The organism is Rhizobium sp. FG96, from assembly GCF_057808655.1.
Window position 1 is genome coordinate 53,071 of the sequence record NZ_JBMDIL010000006.1, and the last position, 25,706, is coordinate 78,776.

At 62.3% G+C, this 25,706-nt stretch carries 23 protein-coding genes; 4 read left to right on the forward strand and 19 right to left on the reverse strand.

What is annotated here, in order from left to right; translation table 11 throughout:
- Positions 1–35: 35 nt before the first annotated feature.
- Complete coding sequence (locus tag ACODR6_RS13270) at positions 36–2,414, forward strand: bifunctional diguanylate cyclase/phosphodiesterase (RefSeq protein ID WP_489022615.1); 2,379 nt, start codon at positions 36–38, stop codon at positions 2,412–2,414.
- Positions 2,415–2,416: 2 nt separating this feature from the next.
- On the opposite strand, the gene ACODR6_RS13275 is transcribed toward ACODR6_RS13270, so the two are convergent.
- Entirely contained in the window at positions 2,417–2,833 is a 417-nt protein-coding gene (locus ACODR6_RS13275) for a MarR family winged helix-turn-helix transcriptional regulator (protein WP_112714154.1), read from the reverse strand.
- 413 nt (positions 2,834–3,246) lie between these two features.
- On the opposite strand from ACODR6_RS13275, the gene polA reads away from it, so the two are divergent.
- Together polA and ACODR6_RS13285 are read left to right on the forward strand one after the other, a co-directional pair.
- Positions 3,247–6,243 (forward strand): DNA polymerase I, encoded by a 2,997-nt coding sequence (polA, locus tag ACODR6_RS13280; RefSeq protein WP_489022616.1) that lies wholly within the window; start codon positions 3,247–3,249, stop codon positions 6,241–6,243.
- A gap of 165 nt (positions 6,244–6,408) precedes the next feature.
- The gene (locus ACODR6_RS13285) at positions 6,409–8,841 is read left to right on the forward strand and encodes a DNA translocase FtsK (protein WP_489022617.1); all 2,433 of its coding nucleotides are present in this window, start codon (positions 6,409–6,411) and stop codon (positions 8,839–8,841) included.
- Positions 8,842–8,874: 33 nt separating this feature from the next.
- On the opposite strand, the gene ACODR6_RS13290 is transcribed toward ACODR6_RS13285, so the two are convergent.
- The 15 genes from ACODR6_RS13290 to phnG form a co-directional block, all read right to left on the reverse strand.
- Entirely contained in the window at positions 8,875–9,375 is a 501-nt protein-coding gene (locus tag ACODR6_RS13290; protein WP_489022618.1) for a GrpB family protein, read from the reverse strand.
- Positions 9,376–9,388: 13 nt separating this feature from the next.
- Entirely contained in the window at positions 9,389–9,988 is a 600-nt protein-coding gene (gene phnN / locus ACODR6_RS13295; protein WP_130279371.1) for a phosphonate metabolism protein/1,5-bisphosphokinase (PRPP-forming) PhnN, read from the reverse strand.
- Complete coding sequence (locus ACODR6_RS13300) at positions 9,985–11,124, reverse strand: alpha-D-ribose 1-methylphosphonate 5-triphosphate diphosphatase (protein WP_489022619.1); 1,140 nt, start codon at positions 11,122–11,124, stop codon at positions 9,985–9,987. The genes phnN and ACODR6_RS13300 overlap by 4 nt, the downstream gene beginning before the upstream one ends.
- Before the next feature lie 11 nt (positions 11,125–11,135).
- A complete protein-coding gene (locus ACODR6_RS13305; RefSeq protein ID WP_489022620.1) occupies positions 11,136–11,831 on the reverse strand; it encodes a DUF1045 domain-containing protein in 696 nt (231 codons plus the stop codon).
- 131 nt (positions 11,832–11,962) lie between these two features.
- Positions 11,963–13,303, reverse strand: a complete 1,341-nt coding sequence (gene phnE / locus ACODR6_RS13310; RefSeq protein WP_489022621.1) for a phosphonate ABC transporter, permease protein PhnE — start codon at positions 13,301–13,303, stop codon at positions 11,963–11,965.
- Positions 13,304–13,311: 8 nt separating this feature from the next.
- Positions 13,312–14,283, reverse strand: coding sequence for a phosphonate ABC transporter, permease protein PhnE (phnE, locus tag ACODR6_RS13315; protein ID WP_489022622.1), 972 nt, complete (start codon positions 14,281–14,283; stop codon positions 13,312–13,314).
- A 68-nt stretch (positions 14,284–14,351) separates the two neighbouring features.
- A complete protein-coding gene (phnD, locus tag ACODR6_RS13320; RefSeq protein ID WP_489022623.1) occupies positions 14,352–15,257 on the reverse strand; it encodes a phosphonate ABC transporter substrate-binding protein in 906 nt (301 codons plus the stop codon).
- A gap of 92 nt (positions 15,258–15,349) precedes the next feature.
- Positions 15,350–16,195: a phosphonate ABC transporter ATP-binding protein gene (phnC, locus tag ACODR6_RS13325; protein WP_489022624.1), complete on the reverse strand. Its 846-nt coding sequence runs from the start codon at positions 16,193–16,195 to the stop codon at positions 15,350–15,352.
- Positions 16,196–16,310: 115 nt separating this feature from the next.
- Entirely contained in the window at positions 16,311–16,928 is a 618-nt protein-coding gene (locus tag ACODR6_RS13330) for a DapH/DapD/GlmU-related protein (RefSeq protein WP_489022625.1), read from the reverse strand.
- Positions 16,925–17,635: a phosphonate C-P lyase system protein PhnL gene (phnL, locus tag ACODR6_RS13335; RefSeq protein ID WP_489022626.1), complete on the reverse strand. Its 711-nt coding sequence runs from the start codon at positions 17,633–17,635 to the stop codon at positions 16,925–16,927. Before phnL ends, ACODR6_RS13330 begins: the two co-directional genes overlap by 4 nt.
- A gap of 2 nt (positions 17,636–17,637) precedes the next feature.
- Positions 17,638–18,414, reverse strand: a complete 777-nt coding sequence (gene phnK / locus ACODR6_RS13340) for a phosphonate C-P lyase system protein PhnK (RefSeq protein ID WP_199629840.1) — start codon at positions 18,412–18,414, stop codon at positions 17,638–17,640.
- The gene (locus ACODR6_RS13345) at positions 18,411–19,289 is read right to left on the reverse strand and encodes an alpha-D-ribose 1-methylphosphonate 5-phosphate C-P-lyase PhnJ (protein WP_489022627.1); all 879 of its coding nucleotides are present in this window, start codon (positions 19,287–19,289) and stop codon (positions 18,411–18,413) included. Before ACODR6_RS13345 ends, phnK begins: the two co-directional genes overlap by 4 nt.
- Positions 19,286–20,392, reverse strand: a complete 1,107-nt coding sequence (locus tag ACODR6_RS13350; RefSeq protein ID WP_489022628.1) for a carbon-phosphorus lyase complex subunit — start codon at positions 20,390–20,392, stop codon at positions 19,286–19,288. Before ACODR6_RS13350 ends, ACODR6_RS13345 begins: the two co-directional genes overlap by 4 nt.
- Positions 20,393–20,395: 3 nt before the next feature.
- Positions 20,396–21,004, reverse strand: coding sequence for a phosphonate C-P lyase system protein PhnH (phnH, locus tag ACODR6_RS13355; RefSeq protein WP_203429817.1), 609 nt, complete (start codon positions 21,002–21,004; stop codon positions 20,396–20,398).
- The gene (gene phnG / locus ACODR6_RS13360; RefSeq protein ID WP_489022629.1) at positions 21,004–21,468 is read right to left on the reverse strand and encodes a phosphonate C-P lyase system protein PhnG; all 465 of its coding nucleotides are present in this window, start codon (positions 21,466–21,468) and stop codon (positions 21,004–21,006) included. The genes phnH and phnG overlap by 1 nt, the downstream gene beginning before the upstream one ends.
- A 100-nt stretch (positions 21,469–21,568) precedes the next feature.
- On the opposite strand from phnG, the gene phnF reads away from it, so the two are divergent.
- Positions 21,569–22,306, forward strand: coding sequence for a phosphonate metabolism transcriptional regulator PhnF (gene phnF, locus ACODR6_RS13365; RefSeq protein ID WP_489022630.1), 738 nt, complete (start codon positions 21,569–21,571; stop codon positions 22,304–22,306).
- Positions 22,307–22,353: 47 nt separating this feature from the next.
- On the opposite strand, the gene ACODR6_RS13370 is transcribed toward phnF, so the two are convergent.
- From ACODR6_RS13370 to ACODR6_RS13380, 3 genes are read right to left on the reverse strand one after another with little or no spacing between them, the layout of a single operon-like run.
- The gene (locus ACODR6_RS13370; protein WP_130279356.1) at positions 22,354–22,989 is read right to left on the reverse strand and encodes a 2,3-bisphosphoglycerate-dependent phosphoglycerate mutase; all 636 of its coding nucleotides are present in this window, start codon (positions 22,987–22,989) and stop codon (positions 22,354–22,356) included.
- Positions 22,990–23,010: 21 nt separating this feature from the next.
- Positions 23,011–23,835 carry a 4-hydroxy-tetrahydrodipicolinate reductase gene (dapB, locus tag ACODR6_RS13375; RefSeq protein WP_203429814.1) on the reverse strand — a complete coding sequence of 275 codons (825 nt, stop codon included), beginning with the start codon at positions 23,833–23,835 and terminating at the stop codon, positions 23,011–23,013.
- Positions 23,836–23,853: 18 nt separating this feature from the next.
- Complete coding sequence (locus tag ACODR6_RS13380; RefSeq protein ID WP_489022631.1) at positions 23,854–25,635, reverse strand: ABC transporter ATP-binding protein; 1,782 nt, start codon at positions 25,633–25,635, stop codon at positions 23,854–23,856.
- Between the last annotated feature and the right edge of the window lie 71 nt (positions 25,636–25,706).

Sequence of the window (25,706 nt, forward strand, 5' to 3'; positions counted from 1 at the left end):
AACCTAGTTTGGCTGGAAACAGGGTGAGGTGGCCGATGTTTTCAGTGATCGCTTGCATCAGGGATTATCACGATTGGCGCCTGGTCGGCGCTGCAGCCGTCGTCTGTCTGGTCGGCAGTCTCGCCACCATGCTGCTCCTCTCAAGGGCGCAGGAATGCGACGCCGGCCAGCGGCGCGTCTGGATCGGTGCATCCGCCTTCGCCTGCGGCATCGGCATCTGGGCGACGCATTTCATCGCCATGCTCGCCTATGACGGCGGCCTGCCGATCAGCTACGGCCTGTGGCTCACCAGTCTCTCGGTCGTCTTGGCGATCGCCGGCTCCTGGGGCGCCATCCTCATCGCTTCGGAAGGCACCAGCGGTTATTCCTTTGCTTCCGGCGGCGTGCTGATGGCGCTGGCGATTGCCGCCATGCACCTGACAGGCATGCAGGCGATCGAGGCGCAGGCAACGATCGAATATGATCCCTATGTCACGCTCGCCGCCGTTTTGTCGGGTGCCGCGCTCGCCGCACTCGCCTTCTTCGCATTCTTCAAGTTCAGCGGCACCAGGCGGATCGTCGCCTCGTCGCTGATCTTCGTTCTTTCGATCTGCGCCCTGCATTTCACCTCGATGAGCGGCATCGTGCTGGTGCCCGATCCCACCAAGGACGTTGCCGGCATGGCGATCGCCACCGACGTGCTGGCAGCCGTCGTCATGGCTGTCTCGACCGCGCTGATCCTCGTCGCGCTCGGCGCTGTCTTCCTCGAAAGCCATCTGACCGATCTGCGCGGCCTTGCGAACGCCTCGCTTGAAGGCCTGTTGATCCTGCGCGACGGCCGGATCATCGATGCCAACGAGCGCTTTCAGGAACTGTCCGGCTGGAAGTTTGCCGAGCTGCAGGGCAACGTCCCGGATATTGTCCTCATCCCGCACGGCACTGGAGACGACGGTCACCGCGAGATGCTGCTGATTGCGCGGGATGAGACTGAAATCTCTGTCGAGGTTGCCGCAAAGAAGATCGTCTATCGCGGCCGCGGCTGCGAGGTTCTTGTCATCCGCGATCTCACCGAGCGCAAACGCGCCGAGGAGATGATCGAACATCTCGCCCATCACGACGTGCTGACAGATCTGCCGAACCGCTCGCTCTTCGATACCCGCATACGTCAGGCGTTGCAGGTGGCGCACCGCAAGCGCGGCCAGGTCGCCGTCTTCTGCCTCGATCTCGACCGGTTCAAGGCGGTGAACGACATCTTCGGCCATGCTGAAGGCGACCGCATCCTCTGCAAGGTGGCGGCGATCCTCAAGCGTTGCGCCGCCGATGGCGAAACGGTTGCCCGCCTTGGTGGCGACGAGTTCGCCATCATCCAGCCGGGCAAGCAGCCGGAAGCGGCCCGCAGGCTTGCAAGCCGCATTCTCGATGAATTCACCGCCGCCATGGATACCGCACGCGACCCGACCGCCGTCGGCGTCAGCATGGGCATTGCGCTCTACCCGTCCGACGGCAAGTCGGCCGAAGATCTCTGCAACAATGCCGATACCGCGCTCTACCGCGTCAAGCATGCCGGCCGCGGCAGCGCCTGCTTCTTCGATGCCGAGATGGACGAAGCGGTGCGCACCCGCCGCCAGATCGAGAATGATCTGCGCCACGCCATCATTCGCAACCAGATCCATGTCAGCTACCAGCCGATCATCGACACCAAGACCGATCAGATCAGCGGCTACGAGGCGCTGATGCGCTGGAACCGGCCGGGACATGGTATGAGTGAGCCGAACATCTTCATCCCGATCGCCGAGGAGAGCGGCACGATCGTGCAGCTCGGCGAGTGGATCCTCCGGCAGGCCTGCACCGAGGCGGCGCGCTGGCCCGATCCGCTATCGATAGCCGTCAATGTATCTCCGGTGCAGTTCATGCTGCCCAATCTCTACGATCAGATAGCCGGCATTCTTGCCGAGACGGCGCTGGTGCCGCAGCGGCTCGAACTTGAGATCACCGAGGCCGCATTGGTGCGCGACCGCGCCCGGGTGATGGCAACGCTCGTCAGGCTGCGCGAGCTCGGCGTGCGCATCGTCATGGATGACTTCGGCACCGGCTTCTCCTCGCTCAGCAATCTCAGGACCTTCCCCTTCGACAAGATCAAGGTGGATCGCAGCTTCACCGGCGCGCTGGAACATGATGCCGCGGCGCGCTCCATCGTCCGCGCCATCATCGGTCTCGGTCACAGCCTCGGCATGCCGGTCGTCACCGAAGGCGTCGAGACCGAGGTGCAGCGCCGGATCGTCATGGAAGAGGGCTGCGCCCAGGTCCAGGGCCTGCTGCTCGGCAAGCCGGATATCGAGCCGAGCATCAAGCAGGCGGCGCGTGACAGCTATCTCTCGGCCCATGCGGGAACAGAGGTGTTGAAGCTCAAGCGGACCACCGCCCGTCAGAGCTGACGTCAGATTTTCTTGGCGTTTTCCAGAAGCCGGCGGATGTATTCCAGCATCAGCTCGCGCTCGAAGGTCTTGAAGCCGTCGAAGAGGGCCAGATCCGCCTCGCGGGCCGTATCGACGGCCTCGTCCTGCATCGCCTGTGCCTTCGGCGTCAGGAAGATCAGCTGTGCCCGCTTGTCGCTCGGGTGGGGGCGCCGCTCGATGAGGCCGTCCCGCACCATGCGCGACAGCGTGTTCGCCATCGTCGCCTGCTCGATGTCCACCCGCTCCAGAAGCTGCTTCTGAGTAAGTCCGTCTTCTGCCCAGAGTTCGAGCAGGATCGGAAACTGTCCGGGCGAAAAGCCGAGCCGCCCCGCGCGCTGTTGCAGCGAGCGGGCAAAACCCTTCGCCAGCTGGCTGGCAAGGTAGGCTCCCGAATCCATCCGATTAAATCCCATGATTGTAGTTAGGCCCAAAAGCCGGACTGAAACAATGCAACAAATCGCATGCGATGGATCAAAAGTGGCCTTTTTGCTTCAGATTTATCCATTGATACAGAAAACAAAGCCGCCATGGTCAGGAGGTGGACCATGGCGGCTCAAAAATGGGGACAAAGGCCCGGAGAGGGGGATAAGGCCTTTGTCCAAGTTTGATGCGGCGGGGGACAAGCCGGTCACCAAACCCTCGGCGCGATCAAACGCCGGTGACTCTGAATTGTGATCCGGAATGTGGTTTTTCAAGGGAAGGCGAATAAGCCGCCGATTATAAATTGGTAACAGTTCGGTGAAGGGCTGAATCCGAAACGCAACAGAACTTTATATGGATTTCGCGAGGCCTCCACGCTATCCATGCTGCCATGAAAAAAGGCGATCATCTCTTCCTCGTAGACGGCTCGGGCTTCATCTTTCGCGCATTCCATGCGCTGCCGCCGTTGACCCGCAAATCAGACGGTCTGCCGGTGGGCGCCGTCTCCGGTTTCTGCAACATGCTGTGGAAGCTTCTGACGGATGCGCGCGACACGTCCGTGGGCGTCACGCCGACGCATCTGGCCGTCATCTTCGACTATTCATCGAAGACCTTCCGCAAGGATCTCTATGACGCCTACAAGGCGAACAGATCCGCGCCGCCCGAGGAGCTGATCCCGCAGTTCGGCCTGATCCGTGAAGCGACGCGCGCCTTCAATCTCCCCTGCATCGAGACCGAAGGTTTCGAGGCCGACGATATCATCGCCACCTACGCCCGTCAGGCTGAAGCGATCGGCGCCGATGTCACCATCGTCTCTTCGGACAAGGATCTGATGCAGCTGGTGACGGCGAATGTCCACATGTACGACAGCATGAAGGACAAGCAGATCAGCATTCCTGACGTCGTCGAGAAATGGGGCGTGCCGCCGGAAAAGATGATCGATCTGCAGGCGATGACCGGCGATTCCGTCGACAACGTGCCGGGAATTCCCGGCATCGGTCCGAAGACCGCAGCCTCGCTGCTCGCCGAGTATGGCGATCTCGACACGCTTCTCGAGCGCGCCCACGAGATCAAGCAGGAAAAGCGCCGTCAGACGATCATGGAGAATGCCGACAAGGCGCGTCTTTCCCGTGAGCTCGTCCGTCTGCGTCTCGACGTTCCGTTGGAGCTTAAGGTTGAGGATCTGGTGCTTGAGCCGCAGAACGGCCCGAAGCTGATCGGCTTTCTGAAGGCCATGCAGTTCACCACGCTGACGCGCCGTGTCGCCGAAGCTTGCGAATGCGATGCCAGCGCTATCGACGCGACGGATGTCCAGGTCGAATGGGGCGACAAGGCCCATGGTCCGGATCTCGATGCGGCCGAGCCCGAGCCCGTCGCCGGTGGCATTCCCGAGGTTGCCGGCGCTGCCGTGCCGGTGCCTTCAAAGGCCAAGGCTGCCGCCGTCGAAGGCAGCTTCGTGGCTGAAGATCTCGCCGCACAGCGCGCTGCCGCCTTCGCATCGCTGCCCTTCGATCATTCGACCTATCTGACGATCCGCGATATCGCGACGCTCGATCAGTGGATCGCCGCCGCCCGTGAAACCGGCCTCGTCGCCTTCGACACCGAGACGACGTCGCTTGATGCGATGCAGGCGGAGCTCGTCGGCTTCTCGCTGGCGATTGCCGACAATGCCAAGGATCCGACCGGCGTGTCGATCCGCGCCGCCTACGTGCCGATCGGCCACAAGACCGGCTTCGGCGATCTCCTGGGCGGCGGGCTCGCCGAAAATCAGATCCCGATGCGCGATGCGCTGCCGCGGCTGAAGGCGCTGCTTGAGGACGAATCGGTCCTGAAGGTCGCCCAGAACCTGAAGTACGATTACCTGCTGATGAAGCGCTACGGCGTCGAGACGAAGAATTTCGACGACACGATGCTGATCTCCTATGTGCTCGACGCCGGTACCGGCGCGCACGGCATGGACCCGCTGTCCGAAAAATTCCTCGGCCACAAGCCGATCGCCTACAAGGACGTTGCGGGAAGCGGTAAGTCGAACGTCACCTTCGACCTCGTCGATATCGCCAAGGCCACGCACTATGCGGCAGAGGATGCCGATGTGACGCTGCGGCTCTGGATGGTGCTGAAGCCGCGGCTCGCGGCCAACAAGCTGACGACGATCTATGAACGCCTGGAACGCCCGCTGCTGCCGGTGCTCGCCAATATGGAAGAGCGCGGCATCACCGTCGACCGGCAAATCCTGTCGCGTCTCTCCGGCGAGCTGGCACAAGGTGCCGCGCGTCTCGAAGACGAGATCTTCACGCTCGCCGGTGAGCGCTTCACCATCGGCTCGCCGAAGCAGCTCGGCGATATCCTGTTCGGCAAGATGGGCCTAGAAGGCGGCACCAAGACCAAGACCGGCCAGTGGTCGACCTCGGCAAGTGTCCTCGAAGACTTGGCCGCTGCCGGTTTCGAACTGCCGCGCAAGATCGTCGACTGGCGTCAGCTCACCAAGCTGAAATCGACCTATACCGATGCCTTGCCGGGATATGTCCACCCGCAGACCAAGCGCGTGCACACCTCCTATTCGCTGGCCTCCACCACGACCGGCCGTCTGTCGTCGTCGGAGCCAAACCTGCAGAACATTCCGGTTCGCACCGCCGAAGGCCGCAAAATCCGCACCGCCTTCATCTCGACGCCCGGCCACAAGCTGATCTCGGCCGACTACAGCCAGATCGAGCTGCGCGTGCTCGCCCACGTTGCTGATATCCCGCAACTGACGCAGGCTTTCGCCGATGGTGTGGACATCCACGCGATGACCGCCTCGGAAATGTTCGGCGTGCCCGTCGAAGGCATGCCGAGCGAAGTGCGCCGCCGCGCCAAGGCGATCAACTTCGGCATCATCTACGGCATTTCCGCCTTCGGTCTGGCAAACCAGCTGTCGATCGAGCGCTCGGAAGCCGGCGATTACATCAAGAAGTATTTCGAGCGTTTCCCTGGCATCCGCGATTACATGGACAGCCGCAAGCAGATGGCACGCGACAAGGGCTACGTCGAGACGATCTTCGGCCGGCGAATCAACTATCCGGAAATCCGTTCCTCGAATCCCTCCGTCCGCGCCTTCAACGAACGCGCTGCGATCAACGCGCCGATCCAGGGCTCGGCCGCCGATGTCATCCGCCGCGCCATGATCAAGATGGAACCGGCGCTTGCCGAGGCCGGTATTGGCGATCGCGTGCGCATGCTGCTGCAGGTCCACGACGAACTGATCTTCGAAGTCGAGGATGCAGAGGTCGAAAAGGCCATGCCGATCATCGTCTCGGTCATGGAAAACGCCACCATGCCGGCGCTCGAAATGCGCGTTCCGCTCAAGGTTGATGCGCGCGCGGCTAGCAACTGGGATGAAGCGCACTGAGCGCTTCGTCCAACTTTCCCGAAGATTTTTCTTAAAGAGACAAGTATCTGATTTCGCTACATTAAGGGCGAAATGCCTGCGCAATTTTAGTGCCGACGGAAGGAACTTATTAACCTTCATTTTCTAATCCGTTCAGGTCGGTAATTTGAGTGAGCAGCAGGTCGTATGCGTTTTCCCAGAACGAACTTGACGGATGCCGCGGAGTTTTCCGCGGAAGTTGACGTGCATGACGCTGAAGAGGGCGCAGGCGAGCGCCCGTCGGCGCCGATCTGGCAGAGCAATTTTTCCCTGGCGCCGAACGTCCGGTTCACCCGCACGCCGGAAAACCTGTTGCGCCGTACCCCGCCCGAAATCCCGCAGCTGGATGAGCCCGCGCCATACATGGACGAGGCGCCTATCGCTGCCGAGAGCCGCACGCCGATCGTCGTCGACGTACCCTTCGACGCCCACACTCACGCGCCGCAGACCGCGCCCATCGTCCGCACGCCGGTACCGCCTGTTGTTGCCCGCGTCCCGGTTCAGCCCACACGGGCCCCCTTGCTGCCGATCGTCCGCACACCGGTCCAGCCTGCCGCACCTGTTCAGGTCGCACCACTCCCCGAAGCGCCCGTCGCGGCTGAGCCGTATCACGCAGCCGGTGAGCTCGCGTCGATTTCGGATTTCGCCTTCTGGGAAGTCATGGCTTTCGAAGATGGCGCCGTGCCCGCCGCGCCGCAGTTCCAGCCGGTTCCGATGCCGAGGGTCGAGGTATCGCCCGAGTCGATCATCGCCAGTTTCCGTGTCATGGAATGGCACCCGCACCGGCGTACCGAGACGGCCCCGGCCGTTGCTCCAATCGCCGTTGCACCAGCGCCCGTCGCCGTGGCACCGCAGCCTGTCGCGCCAGCCCTCGTGGTCGCTCCGCCCGTGGCAAAGCCGGTTGAGGCCGCCGCTCCCGCGCCGCAGCCGGTGCCGGTAGAAGCCCGCATACAGCCGATCGCGCCGATCCCGGTCCGCACGCCCGCCGTCGCGCCCGTGACGATGCCGGCGCCGCGTCTTGCCGCTGCAAAACCCGCCGCCGCCAAGGTCGACGCATCCGGCTACGAATTCCCGCCGAACGAACTGCTGCAGCAGCCGCCCGAGCGCTTGGGCGAGATCATGACGCAGGAAGCGCTGGAACAGAATGCCGGCCTGCTGGAAAGCGTTCTCGAAGATTTCGGCATCAAGGGCGAGATCATCCATGTCCGCCCGGGTCCTGTCGTCACGCTCTATGAATTCGAGCCTGCACCGGGCGTGAAGTCCTCGCGCGTCATCGGCCTTGCGGATGACATCGCCCGCTCGATGTCGGCCCTTTCGGCCCGCGTCGCCGTCGTTCCCGGCCGCAATGTCATCGGTATCGAACTGCCGAACCAGACGCGTGAAACCGTCTATTTCCGCGAGATGATCGAAAGCCAGGATTTCGCCAAGAGCAGCTACAAGCTGGCGCTCGGCCTCGGCAAGACGATCGGTGGCGAGCCTGTCATCGCCGAACTTGCGAAGATGCCGCATCTGCTCGTTGCCGGTACCACGGGTTCGGGCAAGTCGGTCGCGATCAACACGATGATCCTGTCGCTGCTCTACCGCATGTCGCCGGAACAGTGCCGCTTGATCATGGTCGATCCGAAGATGCTGGAACTCTCCGTCTATGACGGCATCCCGCATCTGCTGACCCCCGTTGTCACCGATCCCAAGAAGGCCGTCATGGCGCTGAAATGGGCGGTTCGCGAGATGGAAGAGCGCTATCGCAAGATGTCGCGCCTCGGCGTGCGCAATATCGACGGCTATAACGGCCGCGTGGCGCAGGCCCGCGAGAAGGATGAGACGATCCACATCATGGTCCCGGTCGGCTTCGACAAGGGCACCGGTGCGCCGATCGAGGAGCAGCAGGAACTCGACCTGACGCCGATGCCTTATATCGTCGTCATCGTCGACGAGATGGCTGACCTGATGATGGTGGCCGGCAAGGACATCGAAGGCGCGATCCAGCGCCTGGCGCAGATGGCGCGTGCCGCCGGCATCCACCTGATCATGGCGACCCAGCGTCCCTCGGTGGATGTCATCACCGGTACGATCAAGGCAAACTTCCCGACTCGCATCTCCTTCCAGGTCACCTCGAAGATCGACAGCCGCACGATCCTTGGCGAACAGGGTGCCGAACAGCTGCTTGGCCAGGGCGACATGCTGCATATGCAGGGCGGCGGCCGCATCGCCCGTGTCCACGGTCCCTTCGTCTCCGATCTCGAGGTCGAGAAGGTCGTGGCCCATCTGAAGACCCAGGGCCGTCCGGAATATCTGGATACGGTCACGGCAGGTGACGAGGACGAAGAGGAAGCCGAAGACAGCGCCGTCTTCGACAAGAGCGCCATGGGCGCCGAGGATGGCGACGAGCTCTATCAGCAGGCGGTCAAGGTCGTCCTGCGCGACAAGAAGTGCTCGACCTCCTACATCCAGCGCCGCCTCGGCATCGGCTATAACCGCGCCGCATCGCTCGTCGAACGCATGGAAAAGGAAGGCCTCGTCGGCCCGGCAAACCATGTCGGCAAGCGCGAAATCGTCTCGGCCCGGAACGAGGGCGAATAAAGATCAGGGTTTGAGGGGGAAGTCCCTCAAACCTTACAGCTGCGCCAGCCGCACCGTCTCGCGAACGAATTCCGTTTTGCCGCCGGTATAATAATCCCAATCGTCATTGGCCTCGCTCATCAGCCGCAGCTTTAGTGCGGCATAGGCATCGGCCCGCTCGGGATGGGTCCTGAGATAGTCGCGAAACAGGATACGGTCGCGGAGCACGTGGTTGTCTGCTGTGCAGAGATAAAGCCGCGCTCCATACGATCCCTTGCCGCTGGTAAAGGTCCAGCTCTGATCGCCGTACTTGTCGCCATGATGGGTGTAGCCGGCAACGCCCTGCATCGTCTCGACCGCTGCGGCGACGGCGGCCAGATCCGCGAAGGCGGCATGCAGGTCGATCTTCGGCTTTGCCGCGAGACCGGGAACGGACGTGCTGCCGACATGGTGGAAAGCCGGCGCCAGTCCCGCAAAGATCGGCGCAAGCTCACTGCAGACCTGTGCGAAGAGTTCGGGCCATCTGTCATCATAAGGCAGGACGACGATGGCCATGATCTCTCCCCCGTCAGGCGACTTCCGCCAGAAAACCGTTCATCGTGTCGATGATCTTGCGCTCGGCTTCGGCCAGAGACCCGCTATTGTCGAGATTGATCACGTCATAGTCGCCGCGCACCGTCAGCGAACCACGGGCGAGGCGGGCCATGATGTCCTCGTGCGTTTCGCGGCCACGCGCTTCCAGGCGGCCGGCGAGCACTTCCGGACGCGCCGTGACATTGATCACCTTCAGCCGCGGGAAAGCGGCGTGGAAGCGATGCAGCGCCGAGCGGGAGCCATTGGCGATCACCAGATGCCCCTTCGACAGCGCGACCGACACCTCAGCCGGAATGCCGTATTTCAGGCCATGCGCTTCCCACCAGACGGCGAAGCTGCCGGACTGTTCCATCGATGCGAACCCGGCTTCGGAAACGGCGAGATGATCCTCGCCGCCGGCATCGCCGTCACGGGTGATGACGCGGCGGACGAAGTGAACATTGGGGCGGCTGCCGAAATGCTGGGCGGCGAGCGCCATCAGCGTATCCTTGCCGGCGCCGCTCGGGCCGACGACGACGACCATGATGCCGTGTTCGGTGCCCGGAACGATGTGGGGTTCGTGCGACGGGTTCATGCGACACGGCGCCCTTCGCGCCAGACGGAACGCGTCACCGGAACGCCCTCGTCACGGAAGACACGCACCAGATCGGCGCGCAGGCCGGTGGCGATGCGGCCGCGGTCGTCGAGGCTGACGGTGCGGGCCGGCGTCGAGGTGACCATGGCGATCGCCTTCGGCAGTGAGATGGATTCAACCTCGTCGGCGATGATGAACGGCGCATAGAGCATGCTCAGCGGCACGTAGTCGGACGAGAGAACGTCGAGCACGCCACGTTCGGCGAGGTCGCGGGCGGCGATATTGCCGGAATGCGACTTGCCGCGCACGATGTTCGGTGCGCCCATCAGCACGCTCATGCCGTGTTCGTGCGATGCCTTCGCGGCGTCGAAGCTGGTCGGGAATTCGGCAAGACGAACACCGTTCTCAATCGCTTCGTCGACATGTTCCAGCGTCGCGTCGTCATGGCTGGCAATGGTGATGCCGCGCTCCTTGCAGACCTGCGAAATCGCGGCGCGATGCGGCGTCGAATTGCGGGCCGATTCGGCAAGCCGCTTCTCGATGAACTTGGCGAACACCTCGTCCGAAAGACCGCGCTTCTTCTGGTAGTAGAAGATGTACTGGTCCATGGTCTGGAACTGGCGCTGGCCGGGCGCGTGGTCCATCAGCGAGACGAGACGCACATAGGGGTCGTTCTCGAAGTCGGCGAAATGCTCGAGCACGTTGTCGGCGGAAACCTCGCAGCGCAGATGCAGCAGGTGCTCGGCGCGCAGACGCCCTTCCTGCTCGGCCTTCTGGATGGCGTCGGCCATGTCGCGCATCTCGCCATGGTCGAAACCGCCGTCTTCGTCGGCGCCCATGCGCAGGCAGTCGAAAACAGTGGTGATACCCGACGTGACGATCTGGGCGTCATGCGCCTGAATGGCTGCCGTCATGTTCCAGCGCAGGCCGGGGCGCGGCGAGTAGTGGCCTTCGAGGTGGTCGGTATGAAGCTCCACCAGACCCGGAATGAGGTAGTCGCCCTCAAAATCCTCGCCGGCAGCCGAGTTGCCTTCGGAGATATCGGCGATCTTGCCGTCGCGGATCAGCAGGGAGCCGTTGACGACCTCGTCCTCGAGAACGATGCGTGCATTGGAAAAAACGGTTTCTTTGGTCATTGTGTCGTCTTTCAGCGTTTGGCGCCGGCAAGCGGCAGCCAGCTATGAGCCTTGAATGGGGCGCCGCGCGTCTCCTCGGTGAAGACGGCAATGCCGGAAATCGGAAGCGGCCGGCCGGTGAAGGCGGCAAAGCGCTGTTCCAGGATCGATTTCATCAGCGCGGAGCGCTCCTCGGGAACCTGCCCGGTCAGCGTCATGTGGAAGCCGAAGTCGTCCATGACGTAGGGATAGCCCCAGCGCATCAGATTGGCGCGCTGGCTTTCCGTCAGCTTCTCGGGTTTGCGCCGGGCAATGTCGGCCTCCGAAAGGGCGGCACGAAACGGCTCGAAGGACCTTACCACGCTTGCGGCGAAATCCTGAAGCGGCTGATGCAGCGCGCCGGGCACGAGCGCGAAGAAGCGGCCGAGTTGCCCGAGCACAAGTTCGGGAATCTCGAAGGCCGGCGTGCGCGCCGCAAAATCCTCGACCACAGCCATCAGATCCTTTTCCGTCACCGAAGCGGCAAGCGCAAAGGGCGCCTTGATCGTCGCGTGGAAGCCGTAGCGGCGGGGATCGGCGGTCAGCTCGAACTGCTCCGCGCCGGGCAGGCCGGGCTCTTCGGGAGCCGGGTAAGTTTCGTCAGAAAAGGCATCGCGGCCGAGCCATTCTGCAGCGGCGCGCGTCAGGGAATCATCCTGCGGCGGCGAAAAATAGAGGGCGTATCGCAAAGGTCTTATCCCGGAAAAATGTCTGAGGCAGGGGTCGCAATGTCAGTGATTTGACCGCGGACTGCAAGCTTGCTTCCGGCTAAAAGATTTCCGTGACAGAATGATGATGACGCCGTGGCGCCATCATCTTTTTAATGCGTCTTGGTGCCCATTAGCCGGTGGCGCAGCGCGTTCGAGGCCATGTCGAACAGGAAGACGACGATCAGGATCAGGATGACCATGTAGGCGACGTTTTCCCAGTTGGAATTCGTGCGCATCGCTTCCCAGAGCTTGAGGCCGATACCGCCGGCACCGACGGCCCCAATGATCGTCGCGCCACGGACATTCGATTCCCACTGGTAGAGCGTCTGGCTGACGATCACAGGAACGATCTGCGGCATGACACCGTAGCGATGGACCAGAATCGTCGAGGCGCCCGTCGACTTGATGCCTTCGCGCGGCTTGTTGTCGATGTTTTCGAGACCTTCGGAATAGAGCTTTCCGAGCGTGCCGGTCTCCGTCAGGAAGATCGCGCCGGAGCCTGCAAGCGGGCCAGGGCCGAAGGCGCGCGTCAGGAACAGCGCCCAGATCAGCATGTCGACCGAGCGCAGGAAGTCGAAGAAGCGCTTCAGGATCTGGTTCAGAAACCGGTTCGGCGTGATGTTGCGGGCGGCCAGGAAGGCGAGCGGGAAGGCCGCCAGTGAGCCGAGCAGCGTGCCGAGGAAGGCCATCACGATCGTCTGGAAGAGCTTGGTCCAGACGTCGCCATGCTGCCAGGCCGAGTTGTTCCAGATATTGTCGAAGGCGAGCGAGAGGTTCGACTGGCTGGGGTCGAGACGCGGACCTGAAACGATCAGGCTGGCGACTTCACTGGCCGGCTTGTCGAAGAACGGCGAATGCGTGTCGAAGACGAAGTTCGCCCATCCAAGGAAGCGCTTGCGCACCTTCACGCGGTCCGATGCGATGCTGACATCCCCGGCAAAGCCGAGATCGGCCAGCACGTTGTCGTCATAGACAGTCATCCAGGAGGGCACTTCGCCGACGACCTTCGGCTGGCCCGACGACAGGTCGACAGGAACGCTGATGCCGTGTGCCGTCACCGTCGTCATCGCCTTGGTGACCACGACAGTGCGGTTCGTGCCGCTGACGAAGACGGTGACGCTACCGGGCTCGTTCTTCACCCATTCAGGATGCGGATCGTCGCCGAGCGGCGAGAAGCGCGGATAGCGGGTCTCGATCGAGCCGTCGTCCTGAATGCGGAATTCGGGCTGAACGTCATAGCTCACCCACTGGCTCATATAGATGCCGACGCGCTCCCAGTGCGCCTCGGCCAGCAGCTTCGGCAGATCGAAGAACCAGACGGCATACATGCCATAAAGCAGCGTCGCGATGACCGCGAGCAGTCCGCCGAAGCGTTGGCGGAAGGAGCGGTGGAAATATTCGGGATAGCGCGCCTCGATCTCGTGCATCCGGTTTGCGTCGATAACCGTCATGGCGGGCCTCAATGTTGCAGAAGGAAAGCGTGCTCGCCAACCAGGCGGCGGCGCAGCCATGCGGAGAACTGGTCGACCGCAACGATGGTGATGAAGAGCAGCAGCACGAGAGCGACCGTCTTGGCGCCGAAGCCGCGCGAGATGGAGAGCTTCAGCTCTTCACCGATACCGCCGCCGCCGACCGCACCGATGATGGTCGAAGCACGCACGTTGATCTCCAGACGCAGCAGCGCATAGGAGGCGAAATTCGGCAGAACCTGCGGCATGGCGGCGAAGCGCACGCGCTCCAGCCAGTTGGCGCCGACCGCCTTCATGCCCTCATCCGGCTTCATGTCGATATTCTCGACGACTTCGTAGAACAGCTTGCCGAGCGCGCCGATCGTATGCAGCGACACGGCGATGATGGCAGCGACCGGGCCGATCGAAAGTATGGCAGAGAACAGGCCGGCGATAACGATCTCCGGGAAGGCGCGCAGGAATTCCATGACTCGCTTGGCGAAGACGCGCAGCGGCCAGTTCTTGGTGAGGTTGCGAGCGGCGAAGAAGCTCAGCGGCACCGCAAAGATGAAACCGATGATCGTCGATACGAGAGCGACGTTGATCGTGATGATCATCAGCTCGAAATATTCAGGGATATAGAAATCGCCGAAAACGTAGACCCGGCCCTTGGCGAAGTTGAACTCCTCGCCGCCCTTGTCGTTCGGGCTCGCAATGTCGAATAGCGCGCGCCAGACGTCGTGCCAGTCCTTTGGAATAAGCCAATTCAGGAAGTCGAAGAGATGCGGAAGGCGGTCGAAGAAATGGCCGGCATTGCTCTCGTCGGCAAAGCGCACGGAGCTCACGAAGGCGATCAGCAGCAGGACGAGGCCGATGCCGGTGTAAAGACGGCGGCGAGACACCATGCGGCCCCAGGCATCGCCGATATCGCGGCTGCTCTGCTGGAGTTCGGGCGTGTGGGTCCGGGAATCGGCAAGGGTCATGGGGTCGTCCGCTTCTTCGCAGGAAAAAGGGCGGCCGATGACGGCCGCCCCCGATGAATGCAGGTCGATCAGCCGCCGATGGCAGCCTTACGAACGTCTACAACGGCGTTGTAGAATTCGTGCGTAACCGGGGCGTAGCCCTTGTAGTCGCCGCCTTCGATGGCGGTGAAGCACTTGTGGTCCTTCTCCGGCAGCGCCGTGAAGAAGGCAGCCAGCTTCTTCTGCCACTCTTCGCCGAGCTCATTGCGAACGACGAGCGGGCCGTTCGGGATCAGCGGCGAGCGCCAGACTTCGACCAGCTTGTTCGGGTCAACTGCGCCCTTGTCGACTTCCTTGCGGAAGGTGCCGGAGGTGTAGCCGTCCTTGAAATCGCCGATGCCCGAGCTGTCGTCGACAGCAACGTCGACCTTGCCGTCATAGGCAGCGAGAAGGTTGTTCTCGTGGCCGCCGTTGAACTGCGTGGAGGCGAAGAACTGGTCGTTCGGCATGCCCGTGTCCTTCGGGATCTGCGTCAGCGGAACGAGGTAGCCCGAGGTGGAGTCCGGATCAGCGTAGCCGAGCTTCTTGCCCTTGGCGTCGGCGATCGTCTTGATGCCGGAGGACTTCAGAGCGAGACCGATCGAGTAGTAGCCGGTCGAGCCGTCCTTCTGCTGCGTCGTCAGGATCGGGGTAACGGCCGTTGCGTCCTTCAGGTAGACGGCTGCGTAGCCGGAAGCGCCGAGTTCTGCGAAGTCGAGCGTGCCGCCGAGCAGGCCCTGGATAACGCCGTCATAGTCGGCGGCCGGGAAGAGCGAAACCTTCTCGAAGCCGAATTCCTGCTTCAGGTGGTCGGCGAGGCAGGCGTAGTTACGCAGACGGTCGGTTTCGTTTTCGCCGCCGAGAATGCCGACGCGGAATTCCTTGAGGTCTGCAGCATGCGAGACGCCGGCCAGCGCGAAAAGCGCCGTCGCGGCAAAGAGTGCTTTCTTCAACATGGTACTTCTCCTGATTGACCGGTGTCCCCGGTGGTCTCTCTGTTACGAAGAACTGTGCCCTTGACGCGGGCGGTCGATCGCAGCCGTCTCGCTCAGAGACCGGCCAACGCCAGCGGTTGCAGGCCGGCGGATTGATGGGCGGCAGCTGCCGCGGGAATGTTGATCGATGTCGACGTCATGGTTTCGTCGATGCCGGCGCCGTCCTTGTCGGTGCCATAGATTTCCTTGACGGCCGAAGCGTCGAGATCGGCCGGCTTGCCGTCGAATACGACGCGCCCGCCGGCCATGCCGACGATCCGCTCGCAGTAGCTGCGCGCCGTGTCGAGCGTGTGCAGGTTGGTGATGACGGTGATGCCTTCGCGCTCATTGATGTCGCGCAGCGCGTCCATGACGATCTTGGCGTTCAGCGGGTCGAGCGAGGCGATCGGCTCGTCGGCCAGCACCATCTTCGGCTTCTGCATCAGGGCACGGGCGATTGCCACACGCTGCTGCTGACCGCCCGAAAGCGTACCGGCAAGCTGCAGCGCCGTCTGCTCGATGCCGAGGCGCTCGAGAGCGGCGATCGCATGGATGCGCTCTTCACGGCTGAAGATGTTGAGGAGCGAAAGCATCGTCGGGCGATGGTTCAGGCGGCCGAGCATGACGTTGGTCAGGACATCGAGACGCGGTACGAGATTGAACTGCTGGAAGATCATCGCGCAGTCGCGCTGCCAGTTGCGAAGCGCCTCGCCACGCAGCGAGGAGACTTCGACGCCGCCGAAACGGATGGAGCCGGAGGTCGGCTCCTGCAGGCGGTTGATCATCCGCAGGAGCGTCGATTTGCCGGCGCCGGAACGGCCGATAATACCGACCATCTGACCCTGGGGAATATCGAGCGTTACGGAATCCACTGCCAGCTTTTTGCCAAAACGGCGGGTGACATTCTTCAGCTCGAACATCATGCTCTTCCTTGCAATCCAGGGCCTTCGTCTCGGAGTGCATTAGTCCTGCTTGATGAACCTCCAATGTCAGTTTTGTGTAATGACTGTCATAAAGGACGCTGGCGATGGTGCTTCATGCACCATGCCGGCTAAGGAAATCTTCGGCCGAAAGCGCGCGGAAATCGTCGAGTGCCGAACGCAGTTTCGAATGCTCCCAATCCCACCAGGCAAGCTTGTCCATCCGCTCGCCGACACCCTTCGCAAAACGCTCGCGAATGAGCTTCGCGGGCACGCCGCCGACAATCGTGTAGGGGGCAACATCCTTGGAGACGACGGCGCCGGCACCGATCACCGCACCGTTGCCGACGGTGACGCCGGGCAGGATCGTGGCGCCATGCCCGATCCAGACATCGTGACCGATGGTGACGCGATTGGAGCGGCGCCATTCAAAGAATTCCGTCTCCATGTCGGCATCCGGCCAGTAGTCGGTGGCGCGGTATGTGAAGTGGTGCAGCGTCGCCCGCCAGGTCGGATGGTTGGTGGCGTTGATGCGCACCGCGGCGGCAATGTTGACGAACTTGCCGATCGTCGCGCACCAGATCGAGCCATCCTGCATGATGTAGGAATAGTCGCCGAACTCGACTTCGCTGATCCGGCAGCGCTCCGAGATTTCGGTATAGCGGCCGAGCGTGGCGTCGCTGACCGATGCCGTCTCGTGGATGTAGGGCTTTTCGCCGATTTTCCGGGTCATGCCGCTATGGCCTTTCTGGGAGAGAACTTCTGGACGTCGAGAATGCGGTCGGCAGCGGCCTCGCGCACTTCTTCGTCATGGAAGATGCCGAGCAGGGCGACGCCAGCCTTCGTCTTCTCGGCGATCATGCCGACCACGACAGCGCGGTTGGTGGCATCGAGCGACGCCGTTGGCTCGTCGAGCAGCAGGATCGTGTGATCGGTGATGAAGCCGCGGGCGATGTTGACACGCTGCTGCTCGCCACCGGAAAAGGTTGCGGGCGGCAGCTGCCAGAGGGCTTCGGGCAGGTTGAGCTTGGTGAGAAGCTCGGCCGCCTTCTCGCGGGCTTCGCTGACCGGCACGCCGCGTGCGACGAGGGGCTCGGCAACGACATCGATCGCCGCAACGCGCGGTACCGTGCGCAGGAACTGGCTGACATAGCCGAGCGAGCGCTTGCGCACATCGATGATCGTGCGCGGATCGGCCGAGGCGAGATCGACGACGCGGCCCTGGTGGTTGACCAGGATCTGGCCGGTATCGACGGCATAGTTGCCGTAGATCATCTTCAGGAGCGAGCTCTTGCCGATGCCCGAGGGGCCTCCGAGCACGACGCATTCGCCGGCTGCAACGGAGAAGGTGACATCCGAAACGACCGGCAGCTTGATGCCGTCGCGCAGATGCATGGTGAAGCTTTTTGCGACTTCCGAAACGACGAGTGGCGTTGCCATGGTCACACCTGCAGGATGGAGGAAACGAGAAGCTGGGTATAAGGCTCGCGCGGATCGTCGAGCACGCGGTCGGTCAAACCGTGTTCGATGACATTGCCGTCCTTCATCACCATCATCCGGTGCGAGAGCAGGCGCGCGACCGCGAGATCGTGGGTCACGATGATCGCCGCGAGGCCAAGATCGTTGACGAGGCCGCGGACGAGATCGAGCAGGCGGGCCTGAACCGAGACGTCGAGACCGCCGGTCGGCTCGTCCATGAAGACGAGGCGGGGGCCGGTCACCAGGTTGCGGGCGATCTGCAGGCGCTGGCGCATGCCGCCGGAAAAGGCGCGGGGCTGGTCGTCGATGCGTTCGGCATTGATTTCGACGCGCTCCAGCCAGTCGATGGCCGTCGAGCGGATCTTGCCATAATGCCGGTCACCGATCGCCATCAGCCGCTCGCCGACATTGGCGCCGGCCGAAACCGTCATGCGCAGGCCATCGGCCGGGTTCTGGTGCACGAAGCCCCAGTCGGTGCGCATCAGGAAGCGGCGCTCCGCCTCGTTCATGCGATAGAGGTCGCGGTAGCTGCCGTCGCGCATGTGATACTCGACACTGCCGGTGGTCGGCATCAGGCGCGTCGAAATGCAGTTGAGCAGCGTCGTCTTGCCGGAGCCGGACTCGCCGACGATCGCCAGGACTTCACCCGGCCAGAGCTCGAAGGAGACATTCCGGCAGCCGATACGGTTGCCGTAGAATTTCGAGACGTCGTTGACTTTGAGAAGCGGTGTTTCGGTCATTCCGCAGCCTCCTTGGGCGCAAGCATTTCGCCGGCATGGCCGTGCTCGCGGCGGTCTTCGCAATGGTCGGTGTCGGAGCAGACGAACATGCGCCCGCCCTTGTCGTCGAGGATGACTTCGTCGAGGTAGACTTCTTCGGCGCCGCAGAGCGCGCAGGGCTTGCCGAAGCGCTGGATCTCGAAGGGATAGTCCTCGAAGTCGAGGCTGACGACTTCCGTATAGGGCGGCACCGCATAGATGCGCTTTTCGCGCCCGGCGCCGAAGAGCTGCAGGGCATCCGACATGTGCATTTTCGGATTGTCGAACTTCGGGGTCGGCGACGGGTCCATCACATAACGGCCCGCAACCTTCACCGGATAGGCATAGGTCTTGGAGATTCGGCCGTTATGGGCGATGTCCTCGTAGAGCTTCACATGCATGAGGCCGTATTCCTCAAGCGCATGCATCTTGCGGGTCTCGGTCTCGCGCGGTTCGAGGAAGCGCAGCGGCTCCGGGATCGGCACCTGGTAGACCAGCACCTGGTTGATGCCGAGCTTTTCCTCGGGAATGCGGTGACGCGTCTGGATGATCGTCGCGTCCTTGGTATGCGTGGTCACCGCGACATTGGCGACCTTCTGGAAGAAGGCGCGGATCGAGACGGCATTGGTCGTGTCGTCGGCACCCTGGTCGATGACCTTCAGCACGTCATCGGGACCGATGATCGAGGCCGTCACCTGAACGCCGCCGGTGCCCCAGCCGTAAGGCATCGGCATTTCGCGGCTGGCGAAGGGCACCTGATAGCCGGGAATGGCGATCGCTTTCAGGATCGCCCGGCGGATCATCCGCTTCGTCTGCTCATCGAGATAGGCGAAATTGTAGCTGGCAAGATCGGTCATTCTGCTGCTTCCTTCATTGCTTCGCTATTGTTGCGGCTTGCCTCGAAGTCGCGGCGCATGCGGCGCACGAGATCGAGTTCGGCCTGGAAGTCGACGTAATGCGGCAGTTTCAGATGCTCGACGAAGCCGGTCGACTGGACATTGTCGGCATGCGAGATGACGAATTCCTCGTCCTGCGCCGGTGCCGTCACATCCTCGCCGAGTTCGCCGGCGCGCAGCGCGCGGTCGACGAGCGACATCGACATTGCCTTGCGCTCGCTCTGGCCGAAAACCAGGCCGTAGCCGCGGGTAAACTGCGGCGGAGCCTTGGCCGATCCCTTGAACTGGTTGACCATCTGGCATTCGGTGACCTGGATCGTGCCGAGAGAAACGGCAAAGCCGAGTTCAGGCACGTCGAATTCCACCTCGACTTCGCCGATGCGGATTTCGCCGGTGAAGGGGTGGTTGCGGCCGTAGCCGCGCTGCGTCGAGTAGCCGAGCGCCAGAAGGAAGCCTTCGTCGCCTCGGGCGAGCGCCTGCAGGCGCAGATCCCGGCTCATCGGGAATTCCATCGGCTCGCGCGTCAGGTCGCCGATCTCGTGATCTTCGGGCATCGAACCATCGTCTTCGATCAGGCCTTCCTGGCCGAGGATTTCGGAGACGCGGATGACGCGGCCGGTTTCGGCCTGACGCTGAGCTGGCTCTTCAACCTCTTCGTCCGTCAGCAGCGACGGGTCGAGCAGACGATGCGTATAGTCAAAGGTCGGGCCGAGCAGCTGGCCGCCCGGAAGGTCCTTGTAGGTCGCCGAGATACGGCGCTCGATCGTCATGCGGCTCGTATCGAGCGGCTTAGAGTAACCGAAGCGCGGCAGCGTCGTGCGGTAGGCACGCAGCAGGAAGATCGCCTCGATCATGTCGCCGCGCGACTGGCGTACGGCAAGCGCGGCAAGGGTCCGGTCGTAGAGCGATGCCTCCGCCATGACGCGGTCGACGGCAAGCGCCAGCTGCGCGACGATCTGCTCGATGCCGATTGCCGGAAGCGAGCGGTCACCGCGGCGGCGGTCGGCGAGCAGGCGATGAGCATTGGCGATGGCGGCCTCGCCACCTTTGACAGCAACATACATGGTTCACATCTCCGTTGCAGTGATCTTGGTGGTGCGCGGCAGGCAGAGGAAACTGCTGCCTGCGGCCAGCACGATGTCGACACCGCGCGGGAACAAGGCGCGGTTCTCGTTCCAGAGGCGGATGAAGGTCTCCGGCAGTCCCACCGGTGCGATTTCCGTCACGGTCTTGATACCCGGTCCCATCAGCGCCAGCGCCTTGCCGCCGTCGAGCGCAGCAATCTCGATGACAACCGTCGTCGAACGGTCGGGATATTCCTGCGTGCCCGGGGCGAAGAGGCCAAAAGTGGAGAGCGCCATGCCGCTGTCGACGAAGGCGAAGCGCGCCTCGGCCTTTTCGGTGGTGACGGTCGCGCCCGTGTGGAAGCTCAGCCAGCCCGGTACGGCAGATTTGTTCAGCGCAGGCGAAAGCCAGACCGGCGTGTCATGATCGCAGAGCGTCAGCGCGATGGCGCCGGCCGCGGCACCCATCGGCGCAGGCGGGGCAGCATCGGGCGACAGCGTCTGGATCGAGCCTGGGCGGGCCATGGCATCCATCATCGCCTTGAAGACGCTCTGGGCCTGGAAGACCGGCTCGGCAAAGCCACCGGTCAAAGTATCGTTCCTGAGTTCCATCAATCGTCTCCGCGAACCATGGTGAAGAAGTCGACGCGTGTTGCGGCCGTCTCGTCGGCCTTCTGCTGCGTCGCGGTGGCGATGCGCTGGGCGATCGGCTGAAGCAGTCTGTCCTCGACGAACGCCTTGGTTGCCTCGTCCTGCCAGAGAGCGTCGAAGATCGCGCAAAGCCGCGCCTTCTTGCGATCGGTGCCCAGCGACTGACCATGGCCGACCGTGCCGCTGGCGAGCCGGATCGTGGCGCGGGTGACCGTCACTTCGCCGAGATTGAAGGCCGAGCCGCCACCGCCGATGCGGCCGCGGACCATTACCAGTCCGGTTTCCGGGCCACGCACGGCCTGAACCTCGGGCTTGTTTGCAAGCGCCTCCCAGGCGTCATTCAGTTCGGCAAGCTCGGAGCGGGCGAGAAGATCGGCCACCCTCTTCCTGCCGTCGGCTGCCTCGATTTTCTCTGCTGGTTTCATCGCCACATCCTTCGAAATGTCTATTGATATAGACAACCATACAAGATATAGCTACGCTTAAATCGGGGACATGACAAGCGTGTGACATGGCAGGGGTGAAATGGCTGGGCTGAAGCAGGTACAGAGGCAGACGGGGGTGGCGCTATGGCGCCAGATAGCGGATCGCATCCGCGAGGCAATTACCCGCGGCGCTTATGATGAAACGGGCATGGTGCCGCCGGAAACGGCGCTCGCCGAACAGTTCGGCGTCAACCGGCATACGGTTCGAAGCGCCCTTGCGGCGCTGGCTCAGGAAGGCATCGTCCGCGCCGTGCAGGGCCGCGGTACGCTGATCGAGCGCCGGGAGCGGTTGAACTTCCCAATCAGTAGGCGCACGCGCTTCACCACAGGCATCAGTGGCCAGGCCAGGGAAACACGCGGCTTCCTGCTGGCGGCTGCCACGGAACCTGCAGACGCGGAGGTCGCCCGCTGGCTGAAGATGCGCGCCGGCGATGCGGTCATCAGGCTGGAAACGACGCGGGAGGCTGACAAGCGCCCGGTCTCACGGGCAACGAGCTGGTTTCCGGCTGCACGCTTTGGCGATATCGCCGAAACCTACCGCAAGACGGAATCGATTACCAAGGCCTTCGCACTGCTCGGCTTGCAGGACTATGTCCGCGCAACGACCGAGATCACCGCCGCGCATGCCGATGCCGGAGACATCGCCGATCTGGAGCTGACGCCCGGTGCGATCCTGCTGATCACCAAGGCGATGAACACCGATCTCGACGGCGTTCCCGTGCAATATTCCATCACCCGCTTCGCCGCAGACCGGGTGCAATTCACCATCGAGAACTGAAAAAAGCCGGGCACTTGGTCCGGCTTTCTGATTGATGCGAATCCGGCTCAGTGAGCGGCGGACATGTCGCCGAGCACTTCCTTGGAAGCGACGGTGGAATCGGCCTTCAGCTTGTAGACCATCGGAACGCCGGTCGCGAGGTTGAGGTCGAGAACCTGCTCGCGGGTCAGGCGGTCGAGCACCATGACCAGCGAACGCAGCGAGTTGCCGTGAGCCGCGACGAGAACCTTCTCGCCACGCAGAACGCGCGGCAGGATTTCCGTCAGGTAGTAGGGCCAGACGCGGGCGCCGGTATCACGCAGGCTTTCGCCGCCCGGAGGCGGGACGTCGTAGGAGCGGCGCCAGATATGGACCTGCTCTTCGCCCCACTTGGCGCGGGCGTCATCCTTGTTGAGACCGGAGAGATCGCCGTAGTCGCGCTCGTTCAGCGCCTGATCCTTGATCGTCTGCAGGCCCTGCTGGCCGACCTTGTCGAGGATGAGCTTCAGCGTGTGCTGCGCGCGGGTCAGCGCCGAGGTGTAGGCGACATCGAACTTGATGCCATAATCGGCAAGCGCCTGGCCGCCGGCCGTCGCTTCCTGGATGCCGAGTTCGGTCAGATCAGGGTCCTTCCAGCCGGTGAAGAGGTTCTTCAGGTTCCAGTCGCTCTGGCCATGCCGAACGAGAACGAGTGTGCCGCTCATAAAAGTCTGCCTCCGTGGGGATTATTGTGAAGAGAGCCCGAGGACATCGAGCATGGAATAGAAACCTGGCTTCTTGTCGCGCGCCCAGAGCGCTGCCTTAATGGCGCCGCGGCCGAAGATCGAGCGATCAGCGGCGCTATGCGACATCGAAACGATCTCGCCTTCGCCGGCAAAGAGCACCGAATGCTCGCCGATCACCGAGCCGCCGCGAAGCGTCGCAAAGCCGATCGTACCGGCTTCGCGCGCACCGGTATGGCCATCGCGGACCCGGACCGATTGCGTCTTCAGATCGACATCGCGACCCTTGGCAGCGGCCTCGCCGAGCAACAACGCCGTACCCGAGGGCGCATCGACCTTGCGCTTGTGATGCATTTCGAGAACTTCGATATCCCAGTCCTCGGGCGAGAGCGCCCGGGCAGCCTGCTCGATGAAGACGCTGAGAAGATTGACGCCGAGGCTCATATTGCCCGACTTGACGATCCGCGCATGGCGCCCCGCCGCCTGGATCTTGGCATCGTCGGCATCCGAGCATCCCGTCGTGCCGACCACATGGACGATACGCGCTTGTGCTGCCAGTCCGGCAAATTCTACGCTTGCCGTCGGCGAGGTAAAGTCGAGGACACCTTCGGCATGCAGGAAGGCGGCGAGCGGATCGTCGCCGATGATCACGCCATTCGGCCCGAGCCCGGCAAGCTCGCCCGCATCGCGTCCGACGAAGGGCGAGCCCGCGCGTTCGATCGCCGCATGCAGCGTCACGCCATCGATGGAATCGATCAGCCGGATCAGCGTCTGGCCCATGCGCCCTGCTGCCCCAACCACAACCAGTTTCATAGCAGCGTCGCTCATGTCTTCAGTATTCCCGTATCAGATCGTATTCGAGGCCGCCGGCCTCTGGAGATTGTTCAGGCGAGCGTAAAGTCCGTCCTCGAGCTTCGCAAGCGTCTCGTGATTGCCTTCCTCGACGACCCGACCCTGCTGCATCACGACGATCTTGTCGGCGCGAACGACGGTGGAGAGGCGGTGCGCGATGACGACGACGGTGCGGCCCGTCATCGCCTCGTCGAGTGCCTTCTGGACGGCAGCTTCGGATTCCGTATCGAGCGCCGAGGTCGCCTCATCGAGCAGTAGGATCGGCGCGTTGCGCACGAGTGCGCGGGCGATAGACAGGCGCTGACGCTGGCCGCCCGAGAGCGTCACGCCATTCTCGCCGACGGCAGTATCGTAACCGTCGGGCTGTGCCATGATGAAATCATGCGCATAGGCGAGACGGGCCGCTTCCTCGATCTCCGCATCCGTCGCATCTGGACGACCATAGCGGATATTGTCGCGGATCGAGCCTTCGAACAGATAGGGCTGCTGCGAGACATAGGCGAGCTGCTCGCGCAGCGACTGCTTCGTCACATGCGCCACGTCCTGCCCGTCGATGATGATCTCGCCGCTCGTGGGGTCGTAAAAGCGCGGAATGAGATTGATGATCGTCGACTTGCCAGCACCCGACGGGCCGACAAGCGCTGTCGTCTTCCCGCCTTCGGCGACGAAGCTGACACCATTGAGGACGGGTTCCTTGCCATAGGCGAAGGATACATTCCGGAACTCGATCCGTGCCTCCGTTGCCTTCAGCGGCTTGGCATCCGGCAGATCGCGCTGGCGCGGTTCCATGTCGAGCAGTTCGTAGATCATGCGCGCGTTGACGGCCGCACGCTCCATCTGCACCTGCAGCTTGGCCAGGCGGCGCAGCGGGTCGTAAGCGAGCAGCAGTGCGGTGACGAAGGAGAAGAAAGCACCCGGCGGGACGTTGTGATAGATCGACCGGTAAGCCGCATAGGCAAGGACGCCTGCGACCGCCAGACCGGCAAAGCTTTCTGTCATCGGCGCATTGCGTTCGGAGAGGCGCGCGATCTTGTTGGCGCGTTGTTCAGCGATGCTAATTATCTGTTTGATCTTCTTCTGAAGTTCGTTCTCCATAGTGAATGCTTTGACAATCGCGATACCTTGAATCGTTTCCTGCATGGCACCAAATGCACGACTGTTGAGATGAACGGCTTCTCTAGTAACATCGCGCAGTCTTTTCGAAAGATAGCGAAGACCGATTAGCAAAGGCGGAGCCATCACAAAAATGATCAAGCTAAGAATTGGATCCTGATGCACCATAACAGCTACAAGTGAAACAAAGCTCAGGAGATCTCGTGCGGTCGAGGTGATCGTCAGGTTCATGACGTCGCGAATACCACTAATATTTTGGCTGATGCGGGCAGCAATTTGTGCGGAGCGAGTATCACTAAAAAAACCCACCGAAAGCGTCATCAGATGTGAGTACATTCGACGTTGATAGCGGGCTACAATATTGTTGCCGATTTTTGACAGTGCAACTGCCTGTCCGTAACTTGCAATCCCCCTAAGGACGAAGGCGATGAAAACCGAAACACAGATGCTCCAGAGAACGTCTGCTCTCTTGTTGGCGAAAGCTTCGTCAATAATTGATCGCATGATCCAGGCGGTAAACGCTGTAGAAAGTGCAACGACGATAAGACAGGCGATCGCGAATGCATAGCCCATGATGTGGTCACGGCCGTTCTCGGCGATGATGCGCTTCAGCACGCCGGTGACTGTATCGCTATTGACGCTCTTGTTTGCGGACTTTTCCAAAAAATTGCGCTTCCCGTGTCGGATACTATGCGCGCAAAACCGCGCACTCGCGGGGCTCTATAAAGATTTGG